Source organism: Streptomyces sp. S.PB5 (assembly GCF_030403745.1).
Lineage (GTDB): Bacteria > Actinomycetota > Actinomycetes > Streptomycetales > Streptomycetaceae > Streptomyces.
Genome location: NZ_JAQMWP010000003.1, coordinates 1 through 20,811, shown reverse-complemented (window position 1 = coordinate 20,811; position 20,811 = coordinate 1). Strand labels below are relative to the sequence as shown.

Annotated in this window: 18 protein-coding genes and 1 rRNA gene; 4 read left to right on the top strand and 15 right to left on the bottom strand. The window is 71.5% G+C overall.

The features are described from left to right. Positions 1–74 precede the first annotated feature (74 nt). Positions 75–1,457 (top strand): FAD-binding oxidoreductase, encoded by a 1,383-nt coding sequence (locus tag PH203_RS08940; protein ID WP_289918372.1) that lies wholly within the window; start codon positions 75–77, stop codon positions 1,455–1,457. Positions 1,458–1,491: 34 nt separating this feature from the next. Here the strand turns inward: PH203_RS08940 and PH203_RS08935 are convergent, their stop codons facing one another. After that, entirely contained in the window at positions 1,492–3,087 is a 1,596-nt protein-coding gene (locus PH203_RS08935; protein ID WP_289918370.1) for an NAD(P)/FAD-dependent oxidoreductase, read from the bottom strand. Between the two features lie 11 nt (positions 3,088–3,098). Next, positions 3,099–4,595, bottom strand: a complete 1,497-nt coding sequence (locus PH203_RS08930) for an APC family permease (RefSeq protein ID WP_289918368.1) — start codon at positions 4,593–4,595, stop codon at positions 3,099–3,101. Positions 4,596–4,818: 223 nt separating this feature from the next. Here PH203_RS08930 and PH203_RS08925 point away from each other — a divergent pair, with 223 nt between their 5' ends. Further along, positions 4,819–6,447: a PucR family transcriptional regulator gene (locus PH203_RS08925; protein WP_289918366.1), complete on the top strand. Its 1,629-nt coding sequence runs from the start codon at positions 4,819–4,821 to the stop codon at positions 6,445–6,447. Between the two features lie 7 nt (positions 6,448–6,454). On the opposite strand, the gene PH203_RS08920 is transcribed toward PH203_RS08925, so the two are convergent. From PH203_RS08920 to PH203_RS08895, 6 genes are all read right to left on the bottom strand, one after another. Further along, complete coding sequence (locus PH203_RS08920) at positions 6,455–7,591, bottom strand: glycosyltransferase family 4 protein (RefSeq protein WP_289918365.1); 1,137 nt, start codon at positions 7,589–7,591, stop codon at positions 6,455–6,457. Positions 7,592–8,067: 476 nt separating this feature from the next. After that, positions 8,068–8,832: a hypothetical protein gene (locus PH203_RS08915; RefSeq protein ID WP_289918362.1), complete on the bottom strand. Its 765-nt coding sequence runs from the start codon at positions 8,830–8,832 to the stop codon at positions 8,068–8,070. A gap of 94 nt (positions 8,833–8,926) precedes the next feature. Further along, entirely contained in the window at positions 8,927–10,645 is a 1,719-nt protein-coding gene (recN, locus tag PH203_RS08910) for a DNA repair protein RecN (RefSeq protein WP_289919417.1), read from the bottom strand. Positions 10,646–10,745: 100 nt separating this feature from the next. Next, positions 10,746–11,651, bottom strand: coding sequence for an NAD kinase (locus PH203_RS08905; protein WP_289918360.1), 906 nt, complete (start codon positions 11,649–11,651; stop codon positions 10,746–10,748). Further along, complete coding sequence (locus tag PH203_RS08900) at positions 11,648–12,463, bottom strand: TlyA family RNA methyltransferase (RefSeq protein ID WP_289918357.1); 816 nt, start codon at positions 12,461–12,463, stop codon at positions 11,648–11,650. The genes PH203_RS08905 and PH203_RS08900 overlap by 4 nt, the downstream gene beginning before the upstream one ends. A 7-nt stretch (positions 12,464–12,470) precedes the next feature. Next, on the bottom strand, positions 12,471–12,773 hold the full coding sequence (locus PH203_RS08895) for a hypothetical protein (protein WP_289918355.1): 303 nt from the start codon (positions 12,771–12,773) through the stop codon (positions 12,471–12,473). 61 nt (positions 12,774–12,834) lie between these two features. On the opposite strand from PH203_RS08895, the gene PH203_RS08890 reads away from it, so the two are divergent. Then, entirely contained in the window at positions 12,835–13,182 is a 348-nt protein-coding gene (locus PH203_RS08890; protein ID WP_289918353.1) for an SCP2 sterol-binding domain-containing protein, read from the top strand. Here the strand turns inward: PH203_RS08890 and PH203_RS08885 are convergent. The 4 genes from PH203_RS08885 to PH203_RS08870 form a co-directional block, all read right to left on the bottom strand. Next, the gene (locus tag PH203_RS08885; RefSeq protein WP_289918350.1) at positions 13,166–14,077 is read right to left on the bottom strand and encodes an ABC transporter ATP-binding protein; all 912 of its coding nucleotides are present in this window, start codon (positions 14,075–14,077) and stop codon (positions 13,166–13,168) included. The two genes, PH203_RS08890 and PH203_RS08885, sit on opposite strands and share 17 nt — an antisense overlap. Before the next feature lie 26 nt (positions 14,078–14,103). Then, complete coding sequence (locus PH203_RS08880) at positions 14,104–15,141, bottom strand: iron chelate uptake ABC transporter family permease subunit (RefSeq protein WP_289918347.1); 1,038 nt, start codon at positions 15,139–15,141, stop codon at positions 14,104–14,106. Beyond that, complete coding sequence (locus tag PH203_RS08875) at positions 15,138–16,181, bottom strand: iron chelate uptake ABC transporter family permease subunit (RefSeq protein ID WP_289918344.1); 1,044 nt, start codon at positions 16,179–16,181, stop codon at positions 15,138–15,140. The genes PH203_RS08880 and PH203_RS08875 overlap by 4 nt, the downstream gene beginning before the upstream one ends. Before the next feature lie 76 nt (positions 16,182–16,257). Next, complete coding sequence (locus PH203_RS08870) at positions 16,258–17,286, bottom strand: HAD hydrolase-like protein (RefSeq protein ID WP_289918342.1); 1,029 nt, start codon at positions 17,284–17,286, stop codon at positions 16,258–16,260. A gap of 72 nt (positions 17,287–17,358) precedes the next feature. On the opposite strand from PH203_RS08870, the gene PH203_RS08865 reads away from it, so the two are divergent. Continuing rightward, positions 17,359–18,651 (top strand): DUF1015 domain-containing protein, encoded by a 1,293-nt coding sequence (locus tag PH203_RS08865; protein WP_289918320.1) that lies wholly within the window; start codon positions 17,359–17,361, stop codon positions 18,649–18,651. 63 nt (positions 18,652–18,714) lie between these two features. Here the strand turns inward: PH203_RS08865 and PH203_RS08860 are convergent, their stop codons facing one another. The 3 genes from PH203_RS08860 to rrf form a co-directional block, all read right to left on the bottom strand. Further along, the gene (locus PH203_RS08860; protein ID WP_289919414.1) at positions 18,715–19,509 is read right to left on the bottom strand and encodes a tetratricopeptide repeat protein; all 795 of its coding nucleotides are present in this window, start codon (positions 19,507–19,509) and stop codon (positions 18,715–18,717) included. Further along, complete coding sequence (locus tag PH203_RS08855; RefSeq protein ID WP_289919413.1) at positions 19,446–20,570, bottom strand: hypothetical protein; 1,125 nt, start codon at positions 20,568–20,570, stop codon at positions 19,446–19,448. Before PH203_RS08855 ends, PH203_RS08860 begins: the two co-directional genes overlap by 64 nt. 151 nt (positions 20,571–20,721) lie before the next feature. Then, positions 20,722–20,811, bottom strand: a 5S ribosomal RNA gene (rrf, locus tag PH203_RS08850); the annotation flags it as partial.

Here is a 20,811-nt window from a genome sequence, read left to right as displayed (position 1 = left end):
TCGGCTGAACAGGACCGGAGAGCCGGGCCCGCCTACGCTGGAGCCATCAGCCCCTGCACGAAAGGGGGCGCCCCATGGCATCCCCGTCGAAGGCGGGCGCGGCCCTCGCCGCGCTCCGCGAGGATCTGGTCGGCGACGTGTTCGCTCCGGGAGACCCGGGCTATGACGAGGCCCGGATCGTCTTCAACGCCATGATCGACCGCCGTCCCGCGGTGATCGCCCAGTGCGTGGACGAGACCGACGTCGTACGGGCCGTGCGCTTCGGACGTGATCTCGATCTGCCGATCGCGGTACGCGGCGGTGGACACAGCGTGGCGGGCAGTGCGCTCAACGACGGCGGTCTCGTCGTCGACCTGCGCCATATACGCGCGGTCACCGTCCACCCGGCCGCCGGGGCGGTACGGATCGCGGGCGGGGCCACCATGAGCGACCTGGACCGGGCCTGTGAGCCGCACGGTCTCGCGACCACGGGCGGCCGCGCTTCCACCACCGGTGTCGGCGGCTTCGTCCTCGGCGGCGGCTCGGGCTGGCTGGACCGCTGGTGCGGGCTCGCCGTCGACAATCTGCTCGGCGTCGAACTGGTCACCGCGGACGGCTCCGAGGTCCACGCGAGCGCCGACGAGAACCCGGAGCTGTTCTGGGCCCTGCACGGCGGCGGAGGCAACTTCGGCATCGCCACCGCGATCACCCTGAAACTGCACGAGCTGCCCGAGTTCTCCATCGCGCTGCTGCTGTACCTCCCGGAGTACGGCCCCGAGGTCGCCCGCACCTACCGCGACCTGATCTCCGTGGCCCCGGACGAGGCGAGCGGCGGCGTCATCTACCTCACCGGCCCGCCCGAGGAGTTCTGCCCGCCCCACCTCCAGGGCACCCTGCTGTGCGGCGCGCTGCTGACGTACGCCGGGCCCGAGGAGGACATGCGCAAGCTGGCCGAGCCGCTGCTCGCGCTGCCGCACGAGTCGGAGATCGTCGGGGCGATGCCGTACGCCGACGTCCAGTGCATGCTCGACGATCCGCCCGGCATGCGGAACTACTGGTCGGCGGAGTATCTGACCGGCGCCCCCGACGACTTCCTGGACGTCTTCTGCGCCCGCGCCGCGTCCATGCCGGTGCCGACCGGCTCCATCCACGTCCTGTTCCCCCTGGGCGGGGCGATCTCCGCCGGACCGCACGAGTACCCGGTCCCGTACCGGGACGCGCCCTGGGCCGTGCACCCGTTCGCGATGTGGGAGGACCCGGCGGACGACGAGCGGGTCATCCAGTGGGTCCGGGACGTCCGCGCCGACTCCCGGCCGTGGAGCACCGGCGCGGTCTACCTCAACTTCATCGGCGACGAGGGCACCGAGCGCGTCACGGCGGGCCTCGGCCCCGAGAACGCGCGCCGACTGGCCGCGGTCAAACGGGAGTTCGACCCCGACAACGTCTTCCGCTTCAACCACAACATCAAACCGGAGTGAGCGCGGCGTCGGCGAAGACCTCGCTCGAGACAGGTCAACTCACCGCGGCGATCACCTCCCTGGCCGCCCGCTCGCCCTCGGTCGCCCCGCCCTCCATGAACCCCTGGAAGTCGTACGAACAGTGCTCGCCGCCGATGTGGACGTTGCCCTGCGCGACACCCTCGTAGCCGGCGTACCGATGCAGGTAACCCACCGGCCAGTACGAGTACGCGCCCTGCGCATACGGGTTGAGGTGCCACGCCGACAGCTGTGCCGCGCCGGTCCAGGCCGCCGACGTCCCCGGGAAGAAGGCGTCGATGTCGGCGAGATACCTCGTCGCGAGCCTCTTCACATACGGATCGCTCTCGTACGAGAAGGGCGCCGCGGGCGTCAGCGACCGGGCCAGGCTGCCGCCGCCGTACTGGATGAGGATGCCGCCCGTGCCGGGCTGGACCTTGGTGGTGTCCCAGGTCTGCTGCACCTGGCCGTCGGTGAAGCAGTCGCCCGCCGAGACGCCGGGCCAGGGGCCGGTGCCGCGCCAAGGGCGGTTGGAGAACTGCATGTTGAGCTTGGTGCAGTGGCCCATGCGGGCGTCCCGGAGGAGGTTGGTCATCCGGGTGTCGAACCCGGCCCGGGTGAGGTCGAGTTGCTTGAGGACGGACAGCGGGACACAGAGGACGGTGTGGTCGGCGGTGACGGTCCGCGTCGCCCCCGCCTCCTCGAAGGTCAGGGTCTGGGTGCCGTCACTGTTGGCCTTGACCGCCCGCAGCGCCCAGCCCTGCCGGATCGTGCCGTCGGGAAGGTGGTCGGCCATGGCGTACGGGAGTTGGTCGTTGCCGCCGACGATGTGGTAGCGCTCGTTGGACAGCCCCCAGATGTTGAAGTTGCCGGGATTGGTCTGGTAGCCCATGAGCAGCACGAGGGCCAGGGACGACTGTTCGGTCGTGTCGGCGCCGTATTCGACGTTGTAGGCGACGTCGAAGAACTGCCCGAGCGGCGAGTCGTGGCCGCCCGGGACGCGTGACTCGATCCAGTCGTACAGGGACATGGTGTCGAGGGCGGTGCCGGTCGCGGTGGTCTGGTTCCAGAAGACCTCGCCGGAGGCCTGGAGGTCCTTCTTCAGTGCCTGGTAGACGCCCTTGAAGTCCTCGTCGGCCCGGTCGCGCGGGTAGTAGCCGCCGTCGAACCACAGGACTTCCTCGGCCCCGTTGGGTCCGCCGCCGAGGAAGTCCTCGGTGGGCAGCGAGAAGCGGCGGCAGAGTTCCAGCATCTTCTTGTGGCTGGTGTCGATCAGCTCGCCGCCGATCTCCGAGACCTGGCCGTACGCCCAGTGGTCGCGCTGGGAGTACATACGGCCGCCGACACGGTCGGGGTCGGCCTCGTAGACCGTACAGCCGTACCCGGCGTCGTGGAGCGTGAGCGCCGCCGTCAGACCGGCGATTCCCGCGCCCACGACGGCGATTCGGGGCGTGGCGGCCGCGGCGGGTCCGGCCGCGGTGGTGGTGGCGACGGCCGCCGTGGCGACCGCGGCGCCCTTGAGGACCGTACGGCGGCGCACACGGGCGTCGGCGACGGGCAGGACGAGCCGCTCGGCGGCGGCGTGGTCGGCGAAGAGGGAACGCAGTACGTGCATCGAGTGGGTTCGGGACACTGTGCTGCTCCTCAGGCGTTGACGGGGGCTTCCTCGGTACGCTCCGCCGCGTCCTCCAGGACGATCCGGCCGATGATGTCGTAGCGCTCCGGGTGCCTGGTCCTGAGGTAGAGGCCGAGGCCCAGGCCGCCGAAGAAGACCAGGCCCACGATCCACGGGATGGCCTTGAAGAAGAGCGAGTCGGCCGCCGTGCCGGCCGCGGTGTCGAGGTTGGTCACCAGCAGCCCGACGACGGCGATCATGCCGATGCCGCCGAGCAGCGGGGCGGTGAGGGTCCTGAACCAGTGGCGGTCCTCGGGGTGGTTCTTGCGGAAGTAGCCGATGACCGCGAAGGAGCACAGGGTCTGCACGATGAGGATCGCCATCGTGCCGAGGATCGCGAGCAGCGTGTAGAGGTGGATGTAGGGGTCCTGGCCGGTCAGCCAGAAGGCCGCCACGAGCGCGACCGCGATGACCGACTGGACGAACGAGGCGATGTGCGGGGAGCCGTGCTTGGTGTGCGTCCGGCCGAGGGCGGGGTGCAGGAAGCCCTCACGGCCGATCGCGTAGAGGTAGCGGGCCGCGCACTGGTGGAAGGCCATGCCGCAGGCGAAGGAGCCGGTGATCAGCAGCCACTGGAAGGTGTCGACGGCCCAGGCGCCGATGAAGGAGTGTGCCGGGTCGAAGAACAGGTCGAGGGGGCTGGTGGAGGAGGAGACCTTCACCGATCCGGAGAGCCCGTTGCCCGCGATGGTCATCCAGGACACGTAGATGTAGAAGATGCCGACACCGATGACCGAGATCAGGGTCGCGCGCGGGATGACGCGCTTGGGGTCGCGGGACTCCTCGCCGTACATCGCGGTCGACTCGAAGCCCACCCACGACCAGAACGCGAAGAACAGACCGAGCCCGGCGGAGGTGCCGGTGAAGGCGTTCTTCGGGTTGATCGGCTCCATCGGGATGCCGTCGGGGCCGCCGCCCTGGAGGAGTACGGCGGTGGCGACCGCGAAGAGGACGGCGATCTCGGCGATCAGCATCACGCCGAGGGCCTTCGCGGTGAGGTTGATGTCGAAGAACGCCAGGACCGCGGTGACCAGGAGCATGGCGGCCGCGTAGACGATCCACGGGAGGTCCACGCCCAGCTGGTCGTGGACGGTGGTCTTCGCGAAGTAGGAGAAGACGCCGACGATGGACGCCTCGAAGACGATGTACGCCAGCACGGCGAGCATCCCCGAGGCCATGCCCGCGATCCGGCCCAGGCCGTGCGAGATGTAGCCGTAGAAGGCGCCGGCGGCGGTGATCCGCCGGGCCATGGCGACGTATCCGACGGAGAACACCGTCAGGACCAGCGTCGCGAAGAGGTAGCCCGCGGGCGCGCCCGTGCCGTTGCCGAAGCCGACCGCGATCGGCAGGTTGCCGGTCATCGCGGTGATCGGCGCGGCGGTGGCGACCGCCATGAACACGACGCCGACCAGGCCTACGGAATTCGCCTTGAGCCGGTGTACCTCTCGCGTGGGCTTTTCTGTCATTCCCGCCCCCATCAGTGTCATGTGACAACGAAATCCGAAGATCAAAGAGCTCTTCCCTTTCGGATGCGTCAGTGTGGCGGCGGAGTGACGCATGCCACAAGCGACACGCGGTCGTGCAATTCGGCCATGGGCGCGACGGATTGTCGTGCGCGAGGGCCCGGTGATCGTCCCCGTAATCGTCCGGAGATGTCCCCGAAGCATGCGCGCGGGTAGCGTCCGGCTCATGGACAGCAGATTCGACAGCCAGGGTGCGGGCATCACGGTTCAGCGGGCACTGGAGCTGCCCGGCCTGCGCAGCGGCCTCCCCGAGATCCTCGCGGGCGCCGACCGGCTGCAGCGGCCCGTGCGCTGGGTGCACGCGGGCGAGGTACCGAACATCGCCTCCCTCCTCAAGGGCGGCGAGCTCCTGCTGACCACGGGCTACGGACTCGGCACCCGTCCGGCCGAACAGCGGGCGTTCGTCCGCACCCTGGCCGAGCGGGGCATCGCGGCCCTCGTCGTCGAACTCGGCCCGCGTTTCACCCGCCTCCCGGCGGCCCTCGTCGACACGGCCCGCGCGGCGGGGCTGCCGCTGGTCCAACTGCACCGCGAGGTGCCGTTCGTGACGGTGACGGAGGAGATCCACACCGAGATCGTCAACGGCCACTACGCCCTGCTCCAGCGGGCCGAGGAAGTGCACCGCCGATGCACCGAGGCCTTGTTGGGCGGCGGCGGGGTGCCCCAGGTGCTGGGCATCCTGGCCGGCTTCAGCGACAACCCGGTGTTCCTGGAGACGACCGACGGCCAGCTGCTGTACGCCGCCGGTGCGGGCCCCGAGGGCGCTGACCCGCTCCAGGTGTGGGAGGGGCTGCGGGGTCAGCACAAGGACGCCCCGCCGACCGGTTCGGTACTGGTGGACGTGCCCGGGGGCGGCCCGGGCACGGGGTCGGTACGAGCCCGCCTGGTCCTGCTCCCCGTACGCGCTCCCCTCGTCCCGGTGCACCGGATGGCCGCCGAGCGGGCCGCGGGCATCCTCGCCGTGGTGCTGATGCAGGCACGGCAGGAGGAGGAGCTGGCCGCGCGCGGCCGCGGCGACTTCCTGACCGACCTCGCCGAGGGCCGTATCACCGCCGAGGACGCCCCCGCACAGGCGCGCGTCCTCGGCTTCAAGCCGGGCAGCAGCCCCCTGCTCCCGGTGGTGATGCGGCTCGGCGACACCCTGTCCCCGGGCGGCGGCTGGGCGGTACTGGCACGGGCGGTCTCGGAGGAGCTGGCCTCAGTGGGGGTTCCGGTCCTCCTGGGCGTACGACCACTCGAAGGCCGCGTCCTGGTCCTGCTGGGCCTGCGTTCGGAGTCGGAGCGGTCGGCGGTCGCGGACCGGGTCGCGGCGGCACTGCGCGCCGGTGTGGAGCGGGCCGGGATGCAACGGCCCGGCGCACAGCCCCCGGTGGTCGTGGTCGGCGTCGCGGGCGGCTGGGCGGCGGCCTCGGCGGGGCTGCGGCACGCGGCGGAGACGGCGACCGCGGCCCAGGGCCTGTCGGACCGCCCCTGGTACGACGCCCGCCGCCTCGACATCGACCTGCTGCTGTGGCGACTGCGCGACCACCCCGACCTGGCGGCCTTCGTGGACCGCGCGATCGGCCCGGTCCGGGACCACGACCACCGCTCCAGGCCGCCCCTGCTGCCCACCCTGGAGACATATCTGGCGCATGCGGGCCGCAAGGCGGAGACGGCACGCGAACTGCACCTCAACCGGCAGACCCTGTACAACCGCCTCGCACGGATCGGCGACTTGCTGGGTACGGACCTGGACGACCCGCAGACGGTACTGGCGTTGAGCCTCGCCCTGCGGGCGCGCAGGCACGTGGCCTGAACGCCGCTTAGATGAGCGGCCGGGGCTGGGTCAACTCGTCGTAGACGCTGAGCACTTGGGCGACGGTCTCGTCCTCGGTCGGCCAGGTCGCCGCCTGCCGCACACCCTTCTCCCGCAGCTCCTCGCACCGCTCGGGATCACCGAGCAGCCGTACGACGGCGTCGGCGAGGGCCTCCGCGTCTCCGTAGGGCACGAGTTCGGCGGCGTCGCCCACGAGTTCGGGCATGCTGCCGACGTCGGTCGCGACGAGCGGCACGCGCGCGTGGAGGGCTTCCTGGGCGAGGACGGAGCGCGCCTCCCAACTGCTCGGCAGCAGAGCGAGGTCGGCGGCCGCGAGCAGCTCGCTCACATCGTCGCGCCGCCCGATGAGCCGTACCGGCAGCCCCTCGTTCTCGATCCTGCGCTGAAACTCCGTCCGCAGCGGCCCCTCCCCCGCGACCACGACGAGCGGCACGGGGTCGAGGCCCCGCCACGCGCGCGCGGCGTCCAGCAGGACGTCGTACCCCCGATGCCGGTCGAGCGAGCCGACCGCCATCAGCAACGAACGTCCGGTGGCGCCGAGTTCGGCCCGCACCTTGGGCCGCAGCCGGTCGGGGTCCTCCAGCCGTACGGCCTTGCGGGCCCCGGGCAGGGCGACGGCGGCGAGCCGCGCGTCCCTCGCGCCCGTGGTCCGCGCCCGGTCGACCAGAGCCGAACTGGCCCCCAGCACCACGGAGGCGGCCTTCACGACCCGCCGCTCCAACAGACGTACGAGATGGGCCCGCGCGCCCTCGGCCTGCGCCCGGTCGTGCCACGTCACGACGAGCGGGGTGCGCCGGCCGCTGAGCGCGAGCACCGCGCGGAACGAGGCGTGCAGCCCGTGCGCATGGACGAGGTCGGCGTCCGCGCAGGCCGCCCGCAACGCGGCGACGGACCCCGGGTCACTGCTGCGCGGCACATGCACATGTTCGGCACCGGCCCCGCTGAAGTCATAGGTGCGATCGGCCTCGACAGGAGCGCACACGGTCACCCGCACGCCCCTGGCGACCAGCCCGGAGGCCAGGGACCGCACATGCGCGCTGCTGCGGGCGTTGCCGCCGCCGAGCACCTGGACGGTGCGCAACGATGACTGGCCGTGCGGTGAGTGGCTGCTCACGGGGGTCACGTGGCCGGGGCTCCTGGTTCGGCGTCGGGCGGTCACGAGGAAACGTACAGAAGGTATCGAGCGGAGGGGTGTACCGCGCGCTTCCTACGCGTACTGCGTCAAAGGCCAAGGATGCCAGTACGTACGGGTGTTCCGGGAACGCCGGGGGTGTGCGGGCTCGGCAAGGAAAGGGCGCGGGTCACTCACACGGGTGAGAAATGGGGCGCGTTCGGGGCGGACGGGGTCACTCGGGGCCAGTGGAGTCACTTGAAGCGCGTGGGGTCACCTGGCGTGGGCGGGGGCTCAGTGCGAGGGGGACGTCAGGGGGTGTGCGAGATCACTCGGGGAGATCGAGAGCGTTCCGAGGCCGTCCCCGCGAGCAGGTCCGCTCGGCCTGTGCCAAGCCCCCCGCAATCGAGACCTCCGCGGAACGCACGAAGCCGCGCCCCGCGAGCGCGATCACCGGAAGCGCGCGTACCCGCCCGACGCAGGCGGCATCACCGCGAAACCCCCGGCGGCAGCGCCCGCGCGACCTCGCTGACCCTGTCCCCGTACACCGCCGCGGCCACGACAGCGGCAGCGTGGGCCACCAGCCCCGCCCGCCCGTTGCCCGCCACAACGGCCGCCCCCAGAGCCGCGCCCAGCGCGTGCGCCCCCGTGTCGCCGAGCATCGCGCGCTCACCGAGGTCGTCCGGCAGTACGGCGCCGGCGGCCCCCACGGTCGCCGCGGCCAACTCGCCCGCCGGTCCTTTCCGCACCATCCCCGGTACCCCGAGAGCCACCACGGCACCGGCGGCCCGCCCCGGCGCCACATCCACGAGATTGACGAAGTGCGCGGCCCCGGCGATGACGACCCCGGCGAGCACCTTGTCGACGATCCGCTCCTTGAGGAACGCCCCGGCGACGAGCCCGGCGGCCGAGACCCCGAACAACTTGACGGCGCCACTGGTGACTTCACCGTCACGCAGGGCCGAGAGATGCGCCCGGAACCCGCGCCGCGAGTCACCGACGCCGGCGACGTCGTCGTACGCCCCACATGAGCCGGCGGCGGCCACGGCGAACCCGGCGGCCGGGTGGACGCGGGCCGCAGCGAGCGCGACGACGGCCGCGGAGGCGGGCCCGGCGTACAACTCGACCGTGCGCCCGGCGTAGTTCTTCCGCTCCCAACGGTCACGCCCGCCAGAGGCCTTGGCCCGGAGGGCGGTGACGGCGGTACGGGTGACGGCGGCGGCCAGGGCGAGGGAGGCGGGACGGCTGATCATCCGCCCACCCTAATCCGCCCATCGCCACGCCGATCCGCACGCCTCGACGTCGATCCGCCCACCGCAACGCGAACCCGCACGCCTCTCAAAGGACCTACGCGTCCAGCCGCGCCGCCTCCAGCAACTCCTCCGCATGCGCCCGCGCCGTCTCCGAGTCCTCCTGGCCGGCCAGCATCCGGGACAACTCCCGTACCCTCTCCTCGCCTTCGAGCACCTTCACTCCGGACCGCGTGACGGACCCGTCGTTGGTCTTCTCGACGAGCAGCTGCCGGTCGGCGAAGGCCGCGACCTGCGGCAGATGCGTGACGACCACGACCTGCGCGGACTTCGCCAGCTTCGCGAGCCGCCGTCCGATCTCGACAGCCGCCTTGCCACCGACACCGGCGTCGACCTCGTCGAAGAGATAGGTCGGCACAGGGTCGGTCCCGGCGAACACGACCTCGACGGCCAGCATCACGCGCGAGAGCTCACCACCCGACGCACCCTTGGCGATGGGCCGCGGCGGCGCACCGGGATGCGGGGCGAGCAGCAGCTCGACCTCGTCCGCACCCGACGGCCCGTACGCGACGGCCCGCCCCCCGACCTCGACACCGTCCGCGTCCTCGGTCTGCCGAATGTCGAAGGACACCCGCGCGTGCGGCATCGCGAGCGAGGCCAGCTCGGCGGTCACCGCGGCGGCGAACCGCGAGGCGGCCTCCGCCCGCGCATCGGTCAACGCCTGCGCCAGCCCGCCCAGTTCGACCCGCAGCGCATCCCGCTCGGCGGTCAGCTCGCCGATCCGCTCGTCGTCGCCGTCGAGCTCGGTGAGCCGCGCGGCCCCCTGCTCGGCCCACGCGAGAACGGCGGCGATGTCCTCGCCGTACTTCCGCGTGAGCCCCGTCAGAGCCGCCCTGCGCTCCTCGACAGCCGCCAGCCGCAAGGGATCCGCGTCGAGATCGTCGGCGTATCCCGCCAGCTCCCCCGCGACGTCGCCCAGCAGGATCCCGATCTCCCCGAGCCGTTCGGCAAGCGCGGCCAGCGCCGGGTCGTGCGACCGTACGGCGTCCAGGGCCCGCTGAGCGCCCGCGACGAGCGTGGCGGCGTCGATGCCCTCGGGATCCTCGGGGTTCCCGGCGAGGGCCGCGTGTGCGGCCGTAGCAGCCGAGGACAGCGCCTCGGCATGCCCGAGCCGCTCGGCCTCCTCGGCCAGCTCGACATCCTCCCCGGCCCGCGGCTCGACCCCGGCGATCTCGTCGAGCCCGTACCGCAGCATGTCGGCTTCCTGAGCCCGCTCACGCGCGCGCGTGGTGATCTCGTCGAGCTCCACGGAGACAGCCCGCAGCCGCCGATAGGCCTCGGTGTACTTGGCGAGCGGCACGGCGACGGCGTCCCCGGCATACCGGTCGAGCGCCTGCCGCTGCCGGGACAGCTTCAGCAGCCCCTGCTGATCGGTCTGCCCGTGGACGGCCACCAGCTCGTCGGCAAGCTCGGCCAGCACTCCGACCGGCACACTCCGCCCACCCACATGCGCCCGCGACCGCCCTTCGGCGGAAACGGTACGACTGATGAGCAGAGCCCCGTCGTCGAGCTCGGCACCGGCCTCCTCGGCACGCACGACGACGGACGCGCCGGCAGGCACACTGATGCGCCCCTCGACGACCGCCTTCTCGGCCCCGATCCGCACGAGCGCCGGGTCCGCCCGCCCACCGAGCAACAGCCCCAGGCTGGTGACCACCATGGTCTTGCCCGCACCCGTCTCACCCGTGACAGCGGTGAACCCGGGCGACAACTCGACGACGGCGTCGTCGATGACTCCGAGCGACCGTATCCGCATCTCTTCCAGCACGGTGAAGACCTTACGAGGTCGAGCGGACGAGATGCGAGGCCCCCTGTCACTCGGGCGAGTGGAGGTTTGTTGAGGGGCGCGGGACCGGCTAGTGAGGCGCCCCCCGCCACCCGGAGACAGGCAACGCGAACTTCGCCACAAGCCGGTCCGTGAAGGACGCATGATGCAGCCGAGCGAGCCGCACCGGCACAGCCCCCCGCCGCACCTCGACCCGCGCCCCCGCCGGCAGCTCAACAGTCCGCCGCCCGTCGCACCACAGCACACCCGGCGGAATGTGAGGCAGAACCTCCACGGCAAGCACAGAATCCGGCGACGTCACCAACGGCTTCGCGAACAACGCATGCGCACTGATCGGCACCATCAACAACGCCTCGACCTCAGGCCACACCACAGGCCCGCCGGCGGAGAACGCGTACGCGGTGGACCCCGTAGGAGTCGACAGCACGATCCCGTCGCACCCGAACCCGGTCACCGGCCGCCCGTCGATCTCAAGGACGACCTCGAGCAGCTTCTCGGCGCCGGCCTTCTGCACGGCCGCCTCGTTCAGCGCCCAGTCGGTGTGCACGATGTCCCCGTTGCTGTGGACCACCACATCAACGGTCATCCGCTCCTCGACCTCGTACGCCTTCGTCACCACCCGGTCGACGACCTTGTCGAGATCATCCCGCTCGGCCTCGGCGAGGAACCCGACCCGCCCGAGGTTGACGCCCAGCATGGGCACCCCGGAGGCCCGAGCGAACTCGGCGCCGCGCAGCAAGGTTCCGTCCCCGCCCAGCACGATCAGCAGCTCGCACCCGTCGAGGCACTGCGGAGTCGCCTCCTTGACGAGCTCCACTTCCTCCGGAAGCGGCAAGTCCGCGGCCTCGTACTCCAGCACCCGCACGCCGATGCCCTCACGCAGCAGCCCCTTCACCACGAGCTCGGCGCTGCGGATCGCCGCAGGCCGCCCCGTGTGGGCGAGCAGGAAAACAGTACGAGCTCGGTTCTGTGTCAACGAGGCCCCTCCGCCACTGCACGGTCAACGTCGGCCGGGTCCAGGGCGGGCGCCCCGGCACGCAGCCACAGAAAGTATTCGACATTGCCCGAGGGCCCGGGCAACGGACTGGCCGTGACGCCCTTCACCCCGAGCCCCAGCTCCCACGCCTTCTCGGCGACTCCCCGCACGGCCTCCGCCCGCAGCTGCGGACTCCGTACGACTCCCCCACTGCCCAGCCGTTCCTTCCCCACCTCGAACTGCGGCTTGACCATCATCACCAGGTCGGCGTCCGGCTTCACGCACCGCGCCAGGGCGGGCAGCACCAGCCCGAGCGGGATGAAGGACAGATCCCCCACGACAAGATCCACGGGCTCCCCATCAATCGCCTCAAGCGTCAACTCGCGTACGTTCGTACGGTCCTTGACGGTGACGCGTTCATCGCTCTGCAGAGTCCATGCGAGTTGTCCGTACCCGACGTCGACGGCGACGACATGCGCGGCCCCCGACCGCAGCAGCACATCCGTGAACCCACCGGTCGAAGCCCCGGCGTCCAGCGCCCGCCGCCCCTCGACGACAAGCCCCTCCGGCACGAAAGCCGCCAGCGCCCCCGCAAGCTTGTGCCCGCCCCGGGACACGTAGTCGGGATCGCCGTCGTCGTCCTGCACGACGATCGCCGCCGCGGTCTCCACCTGTGTGGCCGGCTTGGTCGCGACGGTCTTCCCGACGGTGACCCGCCCCGCGGCGATCAACTGGCTGGCGTGCTCACGCGACCGCGCGAGCTTCCGCCGTACCAGCTCCGCGTCCAGACGACGGCGTGCGACTCCTGCCACGTTCGGTTCAGCTCCTATTGCCATACGAGGGTGAAGGCGCCCTCTGGTCATACGACGGTGAGGGCGCCGGAGGTCCCGGGCGGGCGTCGAGCGCGGTGAGCGCGTCGCGCAGCCCCCGGTGTACATCCTCGTACACCTCGACGTGTCCGTCCGTGGCGAGGTGGTCGGCGTCGCCGAGCCGGTCCAGATGGGCGTCGACCTCGGCGTTGCCGGTGGGGGTGCGGGGGACGTTCAGGGGCGCCGGGGCGGCCGGGTCCTGCTCCACCGCCTCCGCAAAGGCCTCCGGGCTCTGGGGTACTGCGTCGCTCATGCCCAGACGCTACCCCGAAGGGCCCGTGTACCGTCGAAGGGCCGGTGTACCGTCGATCTCGATGGCCACGATCGAGGAGTGCCGCGCCGCACTCGAAAAGCTCTCGGACAACATGCAGCACGCCGAAGGCGACGTCGCCACGGCGGCGGCCCTGGACCGCTCGGTGAGCTGCCGGATCACCGACCTGGACGTGACGTTCGTCGGCAGGATGACGGACGGGCGGATCGTCGTGCACGACACGATCCAGGGCCCTCCCAAGGAGAAGGCCCAGATCAGACTGACCATGCAGGGCGACGACCTGGTGGCCCTGGTCAACGGAGAGCTGAACTTCGCCAAGGCCTGGGGTTCGGGCCGGGTGAAGCTGGAGGCCGGGCTGCGGGACCTTTTCCAGCTCAGGAAGCTTCTTTAGCTACGACCCTGGCCTCATCAGCCACGACCCTGGCCTCGTCCCGCGCGCGTGCCTTCCGCGCCGCCGGAACCACCAGCGGCGTCCCCGTCTCCGGGTCGTCGATGACCTGGCAGCGCAGCCCGAAGACCTCCTCGACCAGCTCGGCCGTGACGATGTCGTTCGGCGCGCCCTCGGCGATGACCGAGCCGTTCTTGAGCGCGATCAGGTGGGTCGCGTACCGGGCGGCGTGGTTGAGGTCGTGCAGGACGGCCACCAGCGTGCGCCCCTGCTCCTCGTGCAGCTCGGCGCACAGGTCGAGGACGTCGATCTGGTGCTGGATGTCGAGGTAGGTGGTCGGCTCGTCGAGGAGCAGCAGCGGGGTCTGCTGGGCGAGCGCCATCGCGATCCACACGCGCTGCCGCTGACCGCCGGAGAGCTCGTCGACGTACCGGTCGGCCAGCTCGGCGACGCCCGTCTGCGCCATCGACTCCTGCACGACCCGCTCGTCCTCGGTCGACCACTGGCGCAGGATGCCCTGATGCGGGTAGCGGCCTCGGCCGACCAGGTCGGCGACGGTGATCCCGTCGGGTGCGATGGAGGACTGCGGCAACAGGCCCAGCGTCCGCGCGACCTTCTTGGCGGGCATCGACTGGATGACCGCCCCGTCGAGCAGCACCCGCCCCTGGCTCGGCTTCAGCATCCGTGACAGCGCCCGCAGCAGCGTCGACTTGCCGCACGCGTTCGGGCCGACGATCACCGTGAAGGACTTGTCGGGGATCTCCACCGACAGCTGCTCGGCGATGACGCGCTGGTCGTAGGCGAGGGTTACGTTCTCGGCGGAGAGGCGGTTCACGGGGCTCCTTCGGGTGTTCTGGTTCTCTGAACCGCGCTGGTCCGGTTCGGTGGCGGCGCTCATGTCCGGCCCGCTCATATCCGGCCTGCTCATATCCGGCCGGCCTTCCGCTCGGTGACCAGCAGCCACAGCAGATAGACGCCACCGAGGACACCGGTCACCACGCCCACCGGCATCTGGTCGGCGCCGAAGACCTGCTGCGAGACCCAGTCGGCGGTGACCAGCAGGGCGGCGCCCATGCACAGCGACGGCAGCAGGTTCGGTCCGGGCGAGCGGGTCAGGCGGCGGGCGAGCTGCGGCGCGGTGAGCGCCACGAAGCTGACCGGGCCGGCGGCGGCGGTGGCGGTCGCGGTGAGCAGGACGGCGGCCACCAGCAGCAGCCCCCGCGTCCGCTCGACCCGCACCCCGAGGGCGTTCGACACGTCATCGCCCATCTCCATCATCCGCAGCGCCCGCGCACTGCCGAGGACATAGGGCACCAGGACCACGCACAGCCACAGCAGCGGCCAGACCTGGTCCCAGTCACGGCCGCTGAGCGAGCCGGTCATCCAGACCACGGCCTGGGAGGCCTCGGTGATGGTCGACTTGGTCAGCAGATAGCCGTTGACCGCCGTGACGATCGCGGACACCCCGACGCCGACCAGCACCAGCCGGTACCCGTGCACACCCTGCTTCCAGGCGAGCAGATAGATGGCCGCCCCGGTCACCAGACCGCCCACCAGCGCCCCGGCGGTGACCTCGGCCGCGTTCCCGGAGAACACCACGATCACCACGAGCGCCCCGGCCGTGGCCCCCTGCCCGAGCCCGAGAATGTCCGGACTGCCCAGCGGATTCCGGGACACGGCCTGGAACAGCGCCCCACCGAGGCCCAGGGAGGCCCCGACCAGCAGCCCGACGAGCACCCGCGGCAGCCGCAGCTCGTTGACGATGAACTCCTGCCCCGCGTTCCCGTCCCCGAGCAGCGTCTTGAGCACATCCCCGGCGGGGATCGGGAAGTCGCCGGTACCGATCAGCACCACACTCGCGGCGAGTGCTGCGGCCAGCAGCAGGAGTACGACGGTGAGGGCGCGGACGTCGAGCCGGACCGAGAGTCCGCCCGGCGTCCTGATGGCACGGTTGGTCTTCACAGCTGTGCCGTCCTCCGCCGTCGTACGAGAAAGATGAAGACCGGGCCGCCGATGATCGCGGTGACGATGCCGACCTGGACCTCCGAGGGCCGGGCGACGACCCGGCCGATGACATCGGCGCCGAGCAGCAGCACGGGCGACAGGACGGTCGCGTACGGCATGATCCAGCGCAGGTCGGGCCCGGTGAAGGAGCGCACGACGTGCGGCACCATCAGGCCGACGAACACGATCGGTCCGCAGGCGGCGGTCGCGGCCCCGCACAGCACGGTGGCGGCGAGCATCGACAGGGCCCGGGTGCGGTTGAGGTCGGCGCCGAGGGCCTTCGCGGTGTCGTCGCCCATCTCCATGGCGTTCAGCGGCCGGGCGAGCGCGAGGGCGAGCAGGGTGCCCGCCACGAGGAACGGCAGCACCTGCGTGATGGTCGACTCGCTCGCCGAGGACAGCGAACCCACGGTCCAGAAGCGCATCTTGCCGAGCGCCGCCTGGTCGCTGATCATCACGGCCTGGAGATAGCCGTACAGCGCGGCACTGATCGCGGTACCGGCGAGCGCGAGCCGCACGGGCGTCGCCCCGCGGCTCCCGCCGAGGAACCACACGAGCGCCCCGACCGCGGCCGCCCCCAGGAAGGCGAACCAGACATAGCCGCTCAGGCTGGTGACCCCGAAGAACGTCATGGCGGTGACGACGGCTGCGGAGGCACCGGCGTTGATACCGAGCAGCCCGGGGTCGGCCAGCGGATTACGGGTGAGCGCCTGCAGCACGGCCCCCGACAGGCCGAGCGCGGCACCGGCCAGCAGCCCCAGCAGGGTCCGCCACAACCGCTCGCCGACGACGACATCGCCGTACGTCCCCGAGTCCTCGAACAGCCCGTGCCACACCTGCCCCATCGACAGCTCTTTCGCCCCGATCGCGATGCTGGCCAAGGCCACGAGCACCAGGATCACGACGGACACGAGCAACCCGAGGGCGCGTATCGCCCGGCGGGTCGGGGGCGCGGGGGCGGTCTCCGCGCGCTGTTCGGGAGGACTGTCGACCAACACGCAGTTAGGTTAGCCTACCCTCGGATTCGGCCACGCTCCCGCTGTACGGGTTCACAGGCACCCCCTCCGAGAGGCGTCACAGGCCCAGCCGAGCGAGCGCCTTCCCTCCGTCCAGCTCGCACGCTCCCGAGCCGGCCGCCGTCCATGCCGCCGCGCACAGCGCCCGCAGACCGTCCAGGGCCGCCCCCTCACCGTCCAGTTCCAGCCGCTCGGCACCCGCGGTCGCCGTCCAACCCCCGCACCGGAAGCCGCCGTCCACCTCGGTGACCTCCGGCTGCCCGGTGAGCATGCCGCGCAGATCGGCGTCGACATAGGTGGGCCGGTGCTGCGGCGGCGCGGCCAGCAACTGGACACCGTCGGTCACGCCGGTCAGCACGAGCAGCGAGTCGACCTCCCCGTTGAACGCGCCCTCGATGTCGGTGTCCAGCCGGTCCCCGACGACCAGCGGCCGCTCGGCCCCGGTCCGCAGAATGGTCTCGCGGTGCATGGGAGGCAACGGCTTGCCCGCGACCTGCGGTTCGGCTCCCGTGGCGATCCGCACCACCTCGACGGCCGCCCCGTTCCCCGGCGCGATCCCCCGCCCGCTCGGAATGGTGAGATCGGTGTTGGACGCGAACCACGGCACCCCGCGCGCGACGGCGTACGAAGCCTCGGCGAACCGCCCCCAGGGCAGATCGGGCCCCCCGAACCCCTGCACGACGGCCGCCGGATCGTCGTCGGCGGACTCGACGGGCTCAAGACCCCGCTCCCGCAACGCGACCCGCAGCCCCTCCCCACCGATCACGAGCACCCGCGAACCCGCGGGCACCTGCTCACTGATGAGCCGCGCGACCGCCTGCGCCGAGGTGATGACGTCACCGGCCTCCGTCGGTATCCCCAGCTCGGTCAGATGCCCGGCGACGGTGTCCGGCGTCCGCAGCGCGTTGTTGGTGACGTACGCGAGATGCATCCCGCCCGCCCGAGCCGTGGCCAGCGACTCGACGGCGTGCACGATCGCGTTCCCACCCGCGTACACCACTCCGTCGAGGTCGAGCAGCGCGGTGTCGTACGCCTCGCTCAGGGCCTGCCCACTGCCCTCGGGCCTCGTCCTGACGCTCTGGCTCATTACACATCGCTCCTCGCTCGACGGCTTTCCCCCGATCATCCCTCACGCCACTGACACACGTACGATGCCGGGATGAACACCGCAGGTCACTCGGAAGCAATGGCGCGCCGGGGCCTGGAACTCACGCCGTTCCGAGGCCTTCGCTACGACCCCGACCGGGTCGGCAGCCTCGCGGCTGTGACGTCTCCGCCGTACGACGTCGTCGTACGCCCCGACGGCGTGGTCCACCTCCAGTCCGCGGACCCGCACAACATCGTCCGGCTGATCCTGCCCCAGGCGACCACCCCGAACGCCCGCAACGAACAAGCGGCCGACACCCTGCACCACTGGCTCGCGGAAGGCGTCCTGGCCGCCGACCCCGAACCCGGCTTCTACGTCTACGAGCAACGCGGCGACGACGGCATGCTCCAGCGCGGCATCATCGGCACCCTCCGCCTGTCGGACCCGTCGGAGGGCGTGGTCCTGCCGCACGAGGACGTCATGCCCCATGTGATCGCCGACCGCGCGGCCCTCATGCGCGCGACCAACGCGAACCTGGAGCCGCTGCTCCTCACCTACCGCGGCAACGGCTCGGCGGCGGACACCACGGCAGTCGTGGACCGTACGGCCGCACAGGAGCCCCTTCTCTCCACCACGACCGAGGACGGCTACAGTCACCGCCTCTGGTCGATCACCGACGCCGCCGACGTGGCCGCGATCCAGACCGACCTCTCCCGCCACCAGGCCCTCATCGCCGACGGCCACCACCGCTGGGCGACGTACCGCCGTCTACGCGCGGAGCACCCCTCCCCCAGCCCCTGGGACTACGGCCTGGTCCTCCTCGTCGACACCGCCCGCTACCCTCTGCGCGTACGCGCCATCCACCGCCTCCTGCACGGCCTCCCGGTGGCCGACGCCCTGGCCCCCCTGGAGGGCCTGTTCCGCATACGCCGCCTGGCCGTCCCGCTGGCCGAGGCACTGGAAACCCTCGCCGACGCGGCCTGCGCGGGCAACGCCTTCCTGCTCGCCGGAGACGGCGCCTTCCACCTGGTCGACCACCCGGACCCCGGCCTGCTGGCCCGTACGATCCCCGCCGACCGCCCGGCCGCCTGGCGCACCCTGGACGCCACGGTCCTGCACGCCACCCTCCTCGACCACATCTGGCACGTCCCCGAGGACGACCCCACCCGCATCGCCTACATCCACGACACCGCCGCCACGGTCCGCAAGGCCGAACGCGACGGGGGTACGGCCGTCCTGATGCACCCCGTCCGCGAGGAAGTCGTCCGCGACCTGGCCCGCCAGGGCATCACGATGCCCCGCAAGTCGACGTCGTTCGGCCCGAAGCCGGCATCGGGACTGGTACTGCGCGCGCTGGGAATCTGAGCCACGACATGCAAAAGGGCAGGGCCTCCACCTGAGAGGCCCCGCCCTTTTCATTCACGGACGTCAGTCCTTGTCATCACCCTTGCCGTCGCCCTTGGCGTCGTCCTTCTCGGACTCGTCCTCAAGCTCGACCTCGACGACCTGGGCCTCGCCGCCGTTCTCGTCCTCGTCGTCGTCCTCAGCGAACGCATCGACGAACTCGACACCGTCCAGCTCGGCAAGCCGGTCCGAGGCGTCCGTGCTGCCGTCCTTGTCGGACTCCACGGCCTTCGCGAACCACTCCCGCGCCTCACCCTCACGCCCGGCAGCGAGCAGCGCATCGGCGTACGCGTACCGCAGCCGCGCGGTCCACGGCTGTACGGAGTTGGAGGCCAGCTCGGGGCTCTGCAGCGTCACGATGGCCGCGTCCAGCTGCCCCATGTCACGCCGGGCACCGGCAGCGACGAGCCGCATCTCGACCTGCCCGGCCCGGTCCAGCTTGCCCACCTCGGGCGCCCCGGCCATGTCCAGCGCCTTCTCCGGCCGCCCGAGCCCACGCTCACAGTCGGCCATCAGCGGCCACAGCTCCACGCCCCCGGTCATCCGCCGAGCGGCCCGGAACTCGGCGAGCGCCTCGGAGTACTTCTGGTTGGCGTACGCGGCGAACCCGGCGGCCTCCCGTACGGCGGCGACACGCGACGCAAGACGCAGCGCCACCTTGGAGTAGCCGTAGGCACGCTCGGGGTCCTCGTCGATGAGCCGCGCGACCATCACCAGGTTCTTCGCGACATCCTCCGCGAGCGTCTTCGGCAGACTCAGCAGCTCCTGCCGTACGTCGCCGTCGATCTCGTCGCCCGTGACGTCCTCGGCGATCGGCAGCCGCTTGATCGGCTCCCGGTCCCGGTCCCGCTCGTCGCGGAAACGACCGCCACCGCGCTGGTCGTCACGCCGGCCGTAGCCGCCGCCACGGTTGTCATCGCGCCGGTCGTCACGCCCACGGAACCCTCCGGGACGTCCGCCGCGGTCGTCACGGCGGGGCCCACGGCCACCTCGGTCGTCCCGGCCCCGGAAGCCACCGCGCTCGCCGCGGTTGTCTCCCCGGCTGTCGCCTCGGTTGTCGTCCCGACGGAACGCGGGGCGCGGCCCACGGTCGTCGCCACGGCGGTCATCGCGGCGATCGTCACGCCGGTCGTAGCCACCGCCGCGGTTCTCGCCGCGGTTGTCATCGCGACGGAAGCCACCCCGGTCCCCGCGGTCGCCCCGGTCACGGTCGTCACGCCGGAAGCCACGGTCGCGGTCGTCGCTGCGGAATCCGCGGTCGCGGTCACGGTCCCGGTCATCGCGGCGGAATCCGCCACGGTCGTCGCCACGGCGGTCGTCACGTCGCTCGTAGCCACCACCGCGGTTGTCGTCCCGGCGGAAGCCGCCCCGGTCTCCGCGGTCGTCGCCCCGACGGTCATCACGTCGGTCGTCACGTCGGCCGTAGCCACCGCCACGGTTCTCGCCGCGGTTGTCGTCCCGACGGAACGCCGGACGAGGCCCACGGTCGTCGTCGCGACGCTCCCCGCGGTCTCCCCGGTCCCGGTCGTCACGGCGGAAGGCAGGACGGTCCCCGTCCCGACGGAAGCCGCGGTCGCGGTCGTCCCGACGCGGCCCAGCGGGACGGTCGTCACGACGGAACGCGGGGCGCGGCCCACGGTCGCCTTCACGCCGGTCATCGCGGCGATCGTCACGTCGGCCGTAGCCCCCGCCACGGTTCTCGCCGCGGTTGTCACCACGGTTGTCATCGCGACGGAAGCCGCCGCGGTCTCCACGGTCGTCGCGCCGGCCGTAGCCACCGCCACGGTTGTCGCCGCGGTTGTTGTCCCGGCGGAAGCCACCACGGTCGGGACGATCGCCGCCGCGGTATCCGCCCCGGTCACCGCGGTCGTTGCGGTCACCACTGTCCCGTCGCCGCTGGTCGCGCTCCGGTCGGTCGTCGGGAGAGTTGGTGGACATTGGTGACTCCTGTCTCGGTACTGCAAGCATTGTAAAAACAAAAGGACCCCTGGTCCCAGCTGAACGCTGGGACCAGGGGTCCTTCCAAAGATTGTTCGGCGGCGTCCTACTCTCCCACAGGGTCCCCCCTGCAGTACCATCGGCGCTGTAAGGCTTAGCTTCCGGGTTCGGAATGTAACCGGG